An 11718-nucleotide genomic window follows, 5' to 3' on the forward strand; every position below is an offset into this window, starting at 1 on the left:
CCTAGTCTCCCGGGAATCCCCTGTAGCTTCCCGGGAGACCTTACTGGTTCCGCCGCCGGGTTGCGGGCATAACCCTCAGAGATTGCCCCTGCGTTCTTGCTCGCGCTCGATCGCCTCGAACAACGCCTTGAAGTTGCCCTTGCCGAAGCCGAGTGAGCCGTGCCGCTCGATCAGCTCGAAGAACACCGTTGGGCGATCGCCGATCGGCTTGGTGAACAACTGCAGCAGGTAGCCGTCCTCATCGCGGTCGACGAGGATCCCGTGCTGCTTCAGCGTCTCGATCGGCACGCGCACCTCGCCGATGCGCTCCCGCAGGGCGGGGTCGTCGTAGTACGAGTCGGGCACGGCCAGGAACTCGACGCCGGCGGCGCGCATCCGCGTCACCGTCGTGATGATGTCGTTGGTCGCCAGCGCGATGTGCTGGCAGCCTGGCCCGCCGTAAAACTCGAGGTACTCGTCGATCTGCGAGCGCTTCTTCGCGATCGCGGGCTCGTTGAGCGGGAACTTCACGCGGTGGTTGCCGTTGGAGACGACCTTGCTCATCAGCGCGCTGTATTCCGTGGCGATGTCGTCGCCGACGAACTCCGCCATGTTCACGAAGCCCATGACGCGGTTGTAGAAGTCGACCCAGTAGTCCATCTTGCCGAGTTCGACGTTGCCGACGCAGTGGTCGATGGCCTGGAAAAGACGCTTCGGGCTCCCTTCCGGTCGCTGGATAGTGCCCTCGCGAGCGACGTATCCCGGCAGGTACGGGCCGGTGTAGCGGGACCGGTCGACGAGCGTATGGCGGGTTTCGCCGTACGTCGCGATCGCGGCCATGCGGACGGTGCCGTGCTCGTCGGAGACGTCGTGCGGCTCCTCCAACACCGTCGCGCCGCACGAGCGGGCGTGCGCGATGCACTTGTCGACGTCGGCGACTTCCAGCGCGAGGTCCACGACGCCGTCGCCGTGGGCGCGGTGGTGGTCCAGCAGCGGCGAGTCCGGCCGTACGCCGCCCTTGATGACGAAGCGGGCGGAGCCCGAGGTCAGCACGTAGGCCTTGTGGTCGGCGGTGCCGTGCTCCGGTCCGGCGTAGGCGACCAGCTTCATGCCGAACGCGAACTGGTAGAACAGCGCGGTCTGCGTCGCGTTGCCCGCGACGAACACGATCGCGTCCATCGCCTTGACGGGGAACGGGTCCTTGCTCGGGTCGTGGTCGACCAGACCGACGAGCTGGCGCAACTGGTCATAACTGACGTCGTCGAGCTGATCGCGGCTGACGGTGTGTGTCATCGCTGGCTCCTCAGGGGTGCGGATGTCGTCACGGTGTACCCAGCTTGCGCCCCATGTGGCAGCATGTGCAATCGGCATCGATTCGACTGAACAATCTGTATTATGAATTCCGGTTTATGGCGATCAAATTGAACAGTCTGTGTATCCGAGCGGAGGTGGCTGGACGTGGCGGAGCAGCGGGTGGACGCGCTCGACGCGGAGTTGTTGCTGTTGCTCGCCGACGAACCTCGGCTGAGTGTGCTGGAGTGCGCGCGCAGGTTGGGGGTCGCGCGCGGGACGGTGCAGGCACGGCTCGATCGCCTGACCTCGGGCGGAGTGTTGCGGGGTTTCCCGCCGGACGTCGATCTCACCGAGATCGGTTACGGGCTGACCGCTTTCGCGGTGCTGGAAATAGCTCAGGGCAGGCGGCAGGAAGTGGCGGGTGCGCTTGCCGCGATCGATGAGGTGTGCGAGGTGCACGCCACCACAGGGCAAGGCGACCTGTTCGTCCGCATGGTGGCGCGGTCCAACGACGATCTGCAGCGGGTGATCGACACTGTGGTCGACGTGCCAGGAGTGCGCAGGACGTCGACGTCGATCGCCCTGTCGACGCCGGTGCGGCCCAGGATCAGGCCCCTACTCGAACGGATCGCGCGCCCCTGAAGCTCAGGGACGCGCGATCCGCTCAAGACGTCGGGGTGCTCAGCCGCCGTAGGGCACGACCTTGATCAGCGTGACCTTCTGCTTGTTGCCGTTGGGCAGCTCGTACTCCCGTGACTCACCTTCCGTCGCGCCGAGCAGCGCGTCGCCGAGCGGCGATTCGGGTGAGTACACCTCGATGTCGCCGCCGCCCCCTTCCTCGCGGGTGGCGAGCAGGAACGTTTCCTCCTCGTCGTCCCCGTCGTAGCGGATGGTGAGTACCATGCCCGGTTCCGCGCGACCGTCATTCTTGGGTGCCTCGCCAACCTTGGCGGTGCGCAGCAGCTCCTGGAGGTGGCGGATGCGGGCCTCCTGCTGCCCCTGTTCCTCGCGGGCGGCGTGGTAGCCACCGTTCTCCTTGAGGTCACCCTCTTCGCGACTGTCGTTGATCTTCGCGGCGATGACCGGGCGATTCTCGATCAGCTCATCGAGCTCTTGCTTGAGCCTGTCGTAGGCATCCTGGGTCAGCCAGGTCACCTTGGTGTCGCTCACGGTCACCATCTCCTCGTCGTACGTACCGGCACGCGCTTCGTACCGGCCGTGTCGCCTCCGCAACACATATAAGGAAAGACACGGCCCGATCGGGCCGTGCCAGACTTCGAGGATAGCACGCTGAGCGGGTCAAACGCCGCCCTCGCTAATCGATCTCCGGCATTCGCCGCTGGATTCACTCCGTTGGCCGCTATGGTCTTGACAGATACTTCGGGACGGAATATGTGCATCCGAACACATCGGCTGTGACCGGGCGCGATCCGCTCGTGATCACCGTCCGTAGCCGGATGCTGCCGTCCGATGGGGGGATATACACCTCTCGCCTGCCGGTTTCCGCGCCGCTGATGTCCCTCACACGTACCACGCACACCGCTGGCCGCTGGGGCTCATTTCGCTCGACGTCGATCGTGACCTCCATCGTTTTGTCTGGTCGCACGGTGAAGGCGACGCGTTCCGCCGAGAGCGGAGCCGATCCGATGAGGCGGAACGCGACGTAGGCGATGGCCACGCTGACGACAACGGCCACGATGGCGAACAGGATCGGGCCCCTGCGGGTCTTGCCTGGCGAGCGGGCCGTTCCGTAGCGGTCGGCCAGCGACTGGTGTTCTGTCACGGAATGGATGCACCCTCCCGGCCGTTGCTGTCGTGGGGACGAGGACAATGCACAGTATCCGCTGCTGGGTGAGAGAAGGGGTGCCGAGGGTGGCCGAGGGCAAGCACGACAAGCACGTCACCACACAGGGGGATGGGTTGCGGCTTATGGCCGTGCACGCGCATCCGGACGACGAGTCGAGCAAGGGCGCGGCGACGATGGCCCGCTACGTCGCGGAAGGCCACGACGTCCGGGTGGTGACCTGCACCGGCGGCGAGGCGGGCAGCGTGCTCAACCCGGCCATGGACCGCCCCGAAGTGCACGCCCACCTCACCGAGGTCCGCCGGGAGGAGATGGCCCGCGCCGCCAAGATCCTCGGCGTCAGCCACCGCTGGCTCGGGTTCATCGACTCCGGTCTCCCGGAGGGCGAGCCGATGCCCCCGCTACCGGAGGGCTGCTTCGCGGCGATCCCGCTCGATGGGCCCACCGAGGCGCTGGTGCGCGAGATCAGGGAGTTCCGCCCGCACGTCGTCGTCACGTATGACGAGAACGGCGGGTATCCGCATCCCGACCACATTCGCTGTCACGAGATCTCGGTCGCCGCCTTCGAGGCCGCCGGAGACCCTGACCGGTTCCCTGACGCGGGGGAGCCGTGGCAACCGTTGAAGCTGTACTACTCGCACGGTTTCTCCCGTGCGAAGATCACGACGTTCCACGAGGGGCTGCTCGCGCGAGGCCTTGACTCCCCGTATGGCGAGTGGCTCGGCAAGTGGGATCCGGACAAGGCAGACGTCATGGAGCGGGTGACCACGCAGGTGCACTGCGCGGACTACTTCGAGTACCGCGATGACGCGCTGAAGGCCCACGCCACCCAGATCGACCCGAACAGCCGCTGGTTCGCCGTGCCGCTAGAGATGCAGCGCGAGCTGTGGCCAACCGAGGAGTACGAGCTGGTCCGGTCATTCGTCGACAGCACCCTGCCCGAAGACGACCTGTTCGCGGGCATTGATCGCAACACTGACCGGAAGGCACAGGCATGACGATGCTGCTGCCCGGCCTAGCCGGGCCGGTCCCGCACACGCAGACGACGGCCATCGTCGTCGCGCAGCAGGACGACACCGTGCGCGACGAGGACGAGGGAAAGGCGTCGCCCGTCGGCCTCGTCGTCCTGATCCTGTTCCTGATCGCGGTCGTGTTCCTGGTGCGGTCAATGACCAAGCACCTCAAGCGCGTTCCTGCCAGCTTCGACGAGTCCGCTGGACAGCCAGACGACAACACCGACGACGACACCGACACCGATACCGGGGACAAGCGGGAGTCCTGACCCGTCCCGGCCGCTACAGGCGCGGGTCGACGGGGTCGGACTCCAGCGCGAGTACCGCGAACACGCACTCGTGCACCCGCCACAGCGGCTCACCCCGCTCGAGCCGCTCCAGCGCCTCGAGGCCGAGCGCGTACTCCCGCAGCGCCAGCGCCCGCTTGCGGCCGAGGCCACGGGAACGCAGCCGCTCCAGGTTCTCCGGCATCGTGTAGTCGGGTCCGTAGATGATCCGCAGGTACTCCCTGCCGCGCACCTTCACGCCAGGCTGCACCAGCCCCCGCTTCGCCCTGGTCAGGTTGGCGGCCGGCTTGACGACCATGCCCTCGCCACCGGCCTCGGTCAGCCGCTCCCACCACGCGACGGCGTCGGCCACCTGGTCCGGATCGGTGGTGTCGACGTCTTTGGTGGCGGTGGTCGCGAACAGGTCGGGGTCGGCCTCGCCGAGCCTGCCGAGCAGGTCGAGGTGCCAGGAGTGCGGGCGCTCGTGGAACGCGGCGCCCTCGGCGGCCAGCACCTGGAACGGCGCCAGCCGCACCCCGGACAGCGCCTCGGTCTGCCAGCAGTAGCGGCGGTAGGCGACCCGGTAGCGCTCCAGCGCGTCCGCTCTATTCCGCGTGCGGGTGAGCAGGTCGGCGACGTCGATACCCCGTGCCGCGACGTCGTCCAGTGCGGCGACGGCCGCGGGAAGCATGGCGCCACCCGCCGCGCCGACGGCCGCGTACTGGTTGGCGATCAGCGCGCCAGCCTTGAGGTTCCACGGCATCAGCTCGGCGTCCAGCAGCAGCCAGTCAGTGTCCAGCTCATCCCATAGGCCAGCCTTCTCCGCGGCGGCACGGACGCGGTCGAGCAGGCTCGCCGTGCGGTCGTCGTCGAAGAACCCGCGCCCCGTCCTGGTGTAGACCGCACCGGGCCCCTCGATGCCGAACCGGCCAGGCGCCACCGACGCGTCCCGGCACACCAGCAGCACCGCGCGCGAGCCCATGTGCTTCTCCTGGCACACGACCCGCGCGACGCCCGACGCCCGGAACTCGGCGAACGCCTCGTCTGGATGCTCCAAGTAGCCCTCGCGGTCGCTGGTCGCGCTCGGCGCCATCGTGGGCGGCAGATACGCCAGCCAGCGCGGGTCGAGCGCGAACCGGCTCATCACCTCCAGCGCGGCCGCCGACTGCTCAGCGGACACCCCGATGCGGCCGTGGTGCGCCGTCTCGATCACCCGCTTGCCGGTGACATCGGTCAGCGTGAGCGTGGCTGGGTCGTGGCGCGGGGCCGTGTCGGCGCTCTGGTGGCGCAGTGGCTTGACCGGCTCGTAGTAGACCTGGTGCGCCGCGACGTCGACCAGTTCGCGCTCCGGGTAGCGGAGTGCGGTGAGCTTGCCGCCGAACGCGCAGCCGGTGTCCAGGCACAGCGTGTTGTTCACCCACCCGGCCTCCGGCACCGGTGTGTGCCCGTAGAGCACCATCGCCGTGCCCCGGTAGTCGTTGGCCCAGGGATAGCGCACCGGCAGGCCGTACTCGTCGGTCTCGCCGGTGGTGTCGCCGTAGAGCGCGAACGCGCGCACCCTGCCCGACGCGCGGCCGTGGTAGCGCTCCGGCAGCCCCGCGTGGCAGACGACGAGGTTGCCGCCATCGAGCACGTAGTGCGCGATCAGCTCGTCGCAGAAAGCCTTGACCCGCTGGGTGAACTCTTCGCCCTGCTCGGTCAGCTGATCGAGGGATTCCGCGAGCCCGTGCGAGACCCGCACCTTGCGCCCTGACAGCGCCCGCACCAGCTTCTGCTCGTGGTTGCCGCACACGCAGAGCGCGCTGCCCGCTTCGACCATGCCCATCACCAGCCGCAGCACACCGGGGGTGTCCGGCCCTCGGTCCACGAGGTCGCCGACGAACACCGCCGTCCTGCCCTCCGGGTGGCTCGCCCCGACCGCCCTGCCAGCGTCGTCTCGCGTCAGCTTGTAACCGAGCTTGGTCAGTAGCTCCTCCAGCTCGGTGCGGCAGCCATGCACGTCGCCGATGACGTCGAACGGGCCGGTCAGCTCGCGCCGGTCGTTGTGCAGCCGCTCCACGACGATCTCGGCGTCATCCACTTCCTGCTCGCCGCGCAGCACGTGGATTCGGCGGAAGCCCTCCCGCTGCAATGTCTTGAGCGAGCGTCGCAGCTCGCCACGATGCCTGCGAACGACGTGCGCCCCGAAATCACGATCCGGTCGAGCCTCGTTGCGCCGCACGCACACCGACTCCGGAACGTCGAGCACGATCGCCGTGGGCAACACGTCGTGCTCCCTGGCGAGCTTCACCAAGGACGCACGGTCGGCGCGCCGCACGTTGGTCGCGTCGATGACGGTGACCTTGCCAGCCGCGAGCCGCTTGCCCGCGACGTAGTGCAGCGCGTCGAACGCCGCGGCCGAGGCGGACTGGTCGTTCTCGTCGTCGGCGACGAGGCCACGGAAGAAGTCGCTGCTCAGCACCTGCGTCGGCGCGAAATGCCGCCGCGCGAACGTCGACTTGCCCGACCCGGACGCGCCAATGAGCACCACCAGCGTCATGTCGGGGATGCCCAGTGTGGTGTTGGCCGCTTCGGTCACGCCTTTCCCTCCTTCCTCGTGAACACGGCCAACTGCGTGGGAGACCCCACCTCGGGATCGACGTCACCCACCGGCAGCAGCCGGACGTCGTAGCCGTGCGCCTCGGCGGTGTTGTGCGCCCACTCGCTGAAGCGGGCGCGGTTCCACTCGAAGCGGTGATCGGAATGCCGAAACCGCCCGGCTGGTAGCGACTCGAATCGGACGTTGTATTCGGCGTTCGGCGTGGTCACGATGACCGTTCCCGGCTTTGCCGCGCCGAACACGGCGTGTTCAAGCGCCCCGAGCCTGCTCTCATCGATGTGCTCGATCACCTCCATCAGCACCGCCGCGTCGTAGCCAGCGAGCGAGGGGTCGACGTAGGTCAGCGCCGACTGCCGCAACGACACTCGGGCCCTACGCCTGTCGTTCTGTTCCAGTCGCAGCTTGCGTGCGGCGAATTCCAGCGCCCGCGCCGACACGTCCACCCCGACGATCTCGGTGAACGACGGCTCGGTGAGTAGTACCCGCAGCAGCGCGCCGGAACCACAGCCAAGGTCGAGCACCCGCCGCGCGCCGGACGCCCTGAGCGCGGCGAGCACGCTGCCCTGGCGCTGCACCGCCAGCGACTCCGGCTGATCCGGCGCCTCGGTGACAACCGGGTCGGCGAGGGCGTCGTCCAGCGCTTCCGGTTCGACGCTGTCCGCCTCCGCCAGCCGGGACAGCGCCGCGCCGACCAGCGGCCGGGAGTGCGCTAGGTAGCGCCGGGTGATCAGCGTCCGCTCCGGATGCCCGGTCAGCCACGCCTCGCCCGCCCGCAGCAGCTTGTCCACCTCATCGTCACTGACCCAGTAGTGCTTGCCGCCATCCAGTACCGGCAGGAGCACGTAGAGCTGAGTGAGCGCGTCGGCCAGCCGCAGCGTGGCGCGCAGTTCGACGTCGAGGTATCGCGACTCGCCCCAGTCGAGCCGCGGATCGAGGGCGACCGGCTTGGCCGTGACTTGCCAACCGAGCGGCGCGAACAACCGCTCGACCAGATCCACACCGCCGGACGACGGTAGCGACGGCACCCGCACGCTGAGCGGGATCGGCATCGCCGCGAGCTCGGGGCGCTGGGCGCAGCGCCCGGTCAGCGCCGTGGTGAACGCCGCGCGCAGCGCGACCGCCAGCTGCGAACCAGCGGCGTACGGGCGGTCGTTGACGTACTGCGCCAGCCCGCCTTCTTGACGGCCGCGCACCAGCTTGACCGGGTCGACCTCGACCAGCAGCGCCGCGGTGCATTCGGTCTCGGTGGCTTGCGGATAGAACACGTGCGCCGTGCCAGCCGAGACCGGCACCGACTGCGCGCGATCCGGATGCTTGTGCAGCAGGAATCCGAGATCGGTCGCGGGCTGGTGGGTGGTGGAGATGGTCAGAAACACAACGGCTCAGTGTGCCCGAGCCACGCGCTGGCCACACCTGGTTTTCTGTCACCCTGGGGGTATGAACCGATTAGGCGGCGCATCGAGCCCGTACTTGCTCCAGCACGCCGACAATCCGGTCGACTGGTGGCCATGGTCGGCCGAGGCGCTGGCGGAGGCCAAACGCAGAGACGTGCCGATCCTGCTGTCGATCGGCTACGCGGCCTGCCACTGGTGTCACGTCATGGCGCACGAGTCGTTCGAGGACCCCGACATCGCCGCCGTGATGAACGAGAACTTCGTCAACATCAAGGTGGACCGCGAGGAACGCCCCGATCTGGACGCCGTCTACATGACCGCGACGCAGGCGATGACCGGCCAGGGCGGCTGGCCGATGACCTGCTTCCTCACCCCGGACGGCGAACCGTTCCACTGCGGCACCTACTACCCGCCGCAGCCGCGCATGGGCATGCCGTCGTTCCCGCAGTTGCTTGAGGCCGTGTCCCGGGCGTGGCGCGAGAAGCCCGACGAGATTCGCGAGGCGGGCGGCAAAATCGTCGCGCACCTTGCTGAGCAGATCCGTCCGCTCGCGGGGTCCGAGGTAACTGACGAGACACTGGACAGCGCCGTGGCCACGCTGCGCTCGCAGTTCGACGACGCTACCGGTGGGTTCGGAAGTGCGCCGAAGTTCCCGCCGTCGATGGTGCTGGAGTTTCTGCTTCGGCACCACGAGCGCACCGGGTCGGCCGACGCGCTCACCATGGTGGAGTCCTGCGCGGACGCGATGGCGCGCGGTGGGATGTATGACCAGCTCGGGGGCGGGTTCGCGCGGTACTCGGTCGACGCCAACTGGGTCGTGCCGCACTTCGAGAAGATGCTCTACGACAACGCGCTGCTGCTGCGTGCCTACGCGCACCTGGCCCGGCGCACCGGGTCCGCGTTGGCCAGGCGAATCGCGGAGGAGACGGCGGAGTTTCTGCTGCGCGACATGACGACGTCCGAGGGCGCGTTCACCGCGTCGCTGGACGCCGACACCGACGGCGTCGAGGGCCTGACCTACGTGTGGACGCCCCAGCAGCTCGTCGAGGTGCTTGGCGAGGACGACGGCGCGTGGGCGGCCTCGGTGTTCGAGGTGACCGACGAGGGCACGTTCGAGCACGGGACGTCGACGCTGCAGCTGCGCGCCGACCCGGAGGACCCGCGGCGGCTGGCGCGCGTGAAGCAGCGGTTGTTCGCGGCGCGTGCGAAGCGACCGCAGCCCGCTCGTGACGACAAGGTGCTCGCGGAGTGGAACGGCCTCGTCATCACCGCGCTTGCCGAGGCGGGGACGGCGCTGGGCCACCCGGAGTGGATCGAGGCCGCGGAGCGGGCCACGCGGTACCTGCTCGATGTCCACCTCGTTGACGGCAGGCTGCGCAGGGCGTCCCGTGATGCCACGGTGGGTGACGCGGCCGGGGTGCTTGGTGACTATTCCTGCCTGGCCGAGGGGCTGCTCGCGCTGCACCAGGCGACAGCGGAGCCGTCGTGGCTCACCGAGGCGATCGCCTTGCTCGACTTCGTGCTGGCGCACTTCGCCGATCCGGACACGGCGGGATCGTACTTCGACACCGCGGACGACGCCGAGACGCTGGTGCACCGGCCATCCGACCCGGGCGACAACGCCAGCCCGTCCGGAGCGTCCGCGTTGGCGTCGGCGCTGCTCACGGCGTCCGCGCTGGCGGGTTCGGACGTCGCCGGTCGCTACCGTGACGAGGTTGAGCGGATGCTGAACCGCAACGGCACACTGCTGGCGCGCGCGCCAAGGTTCGCGGGCAACTGGCTCGCGGTGGCGGAGGCCGCGCGGTCCGGCCCGGTGCAGGTCGCCGTGGTCGGCAATGATGACGCTCAGCGCGCGCTGTTGCGCGACGTCGCTGCCGGAGCGGCGCACGGGGGTGCGGTGGTGCTGGCAGGGCCGCCGGAGGCTGACGGTGTGCCGCTGCTTGCCGACCGCCCGCTCGTCGACGGCGACGCCGCCGCGTACGTGTGCCGCGGCTACGTCTGCGACCGCCCCGCGACGTCCGCGGAGGAGCTGGCCACGGCGCTGCGGTAGCCGCAGGGCGCCCGTGCGCCGTGTCCTGCACTCACGACGTTGTGTCCTGCACTCACGACGTCGTGTCCTGCACTCACGACGCTGTGTCCTGCACTCACGACGTTGTGTCCGACGTTCGGGACGTCATGCTCGACGTTCCCGGCGTCGTGTTCACCCTTTACGTCGTCCTGTCCGCTCTGGGAGAACTTCGCCGCCGACGTGGTGCTGCTGGCGTAGCCTTGGTAACGATGTAATGGTGTAATCCACTAGGAGCTAGCCATGTACGCACACTTCGCGGCGGAGGGACACATGGGACGCGGCTGGAAGGGCAGGGGCGGCTGGGCGCAGGCCGATGTGCCACCCGCCGACGACGCGGCGGCGTGGTTCGCGGGTCGCCTGCCCGACGAGTGGTTCACCGAGGCTCCGCGCGTCACCGTGGACCGGGAGGAAATCCTCGTCGTCGGTGAACTGCCTCCGCTCACTGCGAGGTTCGCGGACGACGCCGAGCGCGCCGCTGCGGAATCCGGCCGCATCGCGCGGTTCCGCGAAGACACCCGGGACGTCAGGATCGAGATCGCTCGCCAGGCCGAGCACCGCTACCGGCGCAAGATCGCCTGGGGTGCCAAGGTCGGAGACACCGAGGAACTATTCACCACCCACTCCGCCCCGGTCATGACCCGGCTACGTCAACCCGAGCGCCAAGTGCTGGACACCCTGGTCGACGCCGGTGTCGCCAGGTCCCGTTCGGACGCACTCGCCTGGTGCGTACGGCTGGTCGGAGAGCACACCGAGTCCTGGCTGGCCGAGCTTCGCGAGGCGATGCGCACCGTCAGTGACCTCCGCGCCAAGGGGCCCGAGCTGGACGACTAGCCAATCTCCCAGAAATTTCTCGCGGCATGGTGTCGAATACGCGTGGGGTGGTTCGTGTAGGGGGTGCAAAGCCTCGCCACGAGGCGTCACCCGAATCGCTGGAGGAGATTCCCATGCCGCAGTACTTGCTCAGCATCTACCAACCCGACGGTCCCGCGCCGGAGCCCGAGGTTCTCGAGCCGATCATGGCGGACGTCCGCGCGGTCAACGCCGAGATGCACGAGGCGGGAGCCTGGGTGTTCGCTGGTGGGCTCTTCCCGCCGAGCACCGCGACCGTCCTGCACCCCAAGGACGGCGACGTGCTGACCACCGACGGCCCCTACATCGAGGGTAAGGAACACCTGGGCGGTCTCAACGTGATCCAGGCATCGGACTTGGACGAGGCGCTCGAATGGGGCCGCAAGCTCGCCAAGGCGGTCACGCTTCCGGTCGAGGTGCGACCGCTGGCCGACGAGAGCTAGTAGACGTCAG

The 11718-nt window shown here is 68.6% G+C and carries 11 protein-coding genes; 6 read left to right on the plus strand and 5 right to left on the minus strand.

Translation table 11 applies throughout. The features are described 5' to 3' along the window. Positions 1 to 75: 75 nt before the first annotated feature. The gene (hppD, locus tag ACFQGD_RS09745) at positions 76 to 1272 is read right to left on the minus strand and encodes a 4-hydroxyphenylpyruvate dioxygenase (protein ID WP_345405312.1); all 1197 of its coding nucleotides are present in this window, start codon (positions 1270 to 1272) and stop codon (positions 76 to 78) included. A 165-nt stretch (positions 1273 to 1437) separates the two neighbouring features. Here hppD and ACFQGD_RS09750 point away from each other — a divergent pair, with 165 nt between their 5' ends. After that, on the plus strand, positions 1438 to 1914 hold the full coding sequence (locus ACFQGD_RS09750) for an Lrp/AsnC family transcriptional regulator (protein ID WP_345405315.1): 477 nt from the start codon (positions 1438 to 1440) through the stop codon (positions 1912 to 1914). Positions 1915 to 1953: 39 nt separating this feature from the next. Here ACFQGD_RS09750 and greA read toward each other — a convergent pair whose 3' ends face one another. Further along, positions 1954 to 2448, minus strand: coding sequence for a transcription elongation factor GreA (greA, locus tag ACFQGD_RS09755; RefSeq protein ID WP_345405637.1), 495 nt, complete (start codon positions 2446 to 2448; stop codon positions 1954 to 1956). A gap of 184 nt (positions 2449 to 2632) precedes the next feature. After that, the gene (locus tag ACFQGD_RS09760; RefSeq protein WP_345405318.1) at positions 2633 to 3055 is read right to left on the minus strand and encodes a DUF4307 domain-containing protein; all 423 of its coding nucleotides are present in this window, start codon (positions 3053 to 3055) and stop codon (positions 2633 to 2635) included. A 146-nt stretch (positions 3056 to 3201) separates the two neighbouring features. On the opposite strand from ACFQGD_RS09760, the gene mca reads away from it, so the two are divergent. Both mca and ACFQGD_RS09770 read left to right on the plus strand, forming a co-directional pair. Next, positions 3202 to 4074: a mycothiol conjugate amidase Mca gene (gene mca, locus ACFQGD_RS09765; RefSeq protein ID WP_345405640.1), complete on the plus strand. Its 873-nt coding sequence runs from the start codon at positions 3202 to 3204 to the stop codon at positions 4072 to 4074. Continuing rightward, positions 4071 to 4358, plus strand: a complete 288-nt coding sequence (locus ACFQGD_RS09770) for a hypothetical protein (RefSeq protein ID WP_345405321.1) — start codon at positions 4071 to 4073, stop codon at positions 4356 to 4358. The genes mca and ACFQGD_RS09770 overlap by 4 nt, the downstream gene beginning before the upstream one ends. Positions 4359 to 4371: 13 nt before the next feature. Here the strand turns inward: ACFQGD_RS09770 and ACFQGD_RS09775 are convergent, their stop codons facing one another. Both ACFQGD_RS09775 and ACFQGD_RS09780 read right to left on the minus strand, forming a co-directional pair. Then, the gene (locus ACFQGD_RS09775; RefSeq protein WP_345405324.1) at positions 4372 to 6933 is read right to left on the minus strand and encodes a polynucleotide kinase-phosphatase; all 2562 of its coding nucleotides are present in this window, start codon (positions 6931 to 6933) and stop codon (positions 4372 to 4374) included. Beyond that, a complete protein-coding gene (locus tag ACFQGD_RS09780) occupies positions 6930 to 8330 on the minus strand; it encodes a 3' terminal RNA ribose 2'-O-methyltransferase Hen1 (RefSeq protein ID WP_345405327.1) in 1401 nt (466 codons plus the stop codon). Before ACFQGD_RS09780 ends, ACFQGD_RS09775 begins: the two co-directional genes overlap by 4 nt. 61 nt (positions 8331 to 8391) lie before the next feature. Here ACFQGD_RS09780 and ACFQGD_RS09785 point away from each other — a divergent pair, with 61 nt between their 5' ends. The 3 genes from ACFQGD_RS09785 (at position 8392) to ACFQGD_RS09795 (ending at position 11708) form a co-directional block, all read left to right on the plus strand. Beyond that, positions 8392 to 10398, plus strand: a complete 2007-nt coding sequence (locus tag ACFQGD_RS09785) for a thioredoxin domain-containing protein (protein ID WP_345405330.1) — start codon at positions 8392 to 8394, stop codon at positions 10396 to 10398. 288 nt (positions 10399 to 10686) lie between these two features. Continuing rightward, positions 10687 to 11247, plus strand: coding sequence for a hypothetical protein (locus ACFQGD_RS09790; RefSeq protein ID WP_345405643.1), 561 nt, complete (start codon positions 10687 to 10689; stop codon positions 11245 to 11247). Positions 11248 to 11360: 113 nt separating this feature from the next. Continuing rightward, positions 11361 to 11708 carry a YciI family protein gene (locus ACFQGD_RS09795; protein WP_345405333.1) on the plus strand — a complete coding sequence of 116 codons (348 nt, stop codon included), beginning with the start codon at positions 11361 to 11363 and terminating at the stop codon, positions 11706 to 11708. Positions 11709 to 11718 lie beyond the last annotated feature (10 nt).

The sequence above is a fragment of the Haloechinothrix salitolerans genome, from assembly GCF_042662605.1.
Lineage (GTDB): Bacteria > Actinomycetota > Actinomycetes > Mycobacteriales > Pseudonocardiaceae > Haloechinothrix_A > Haloechinothrix_A salitolerans.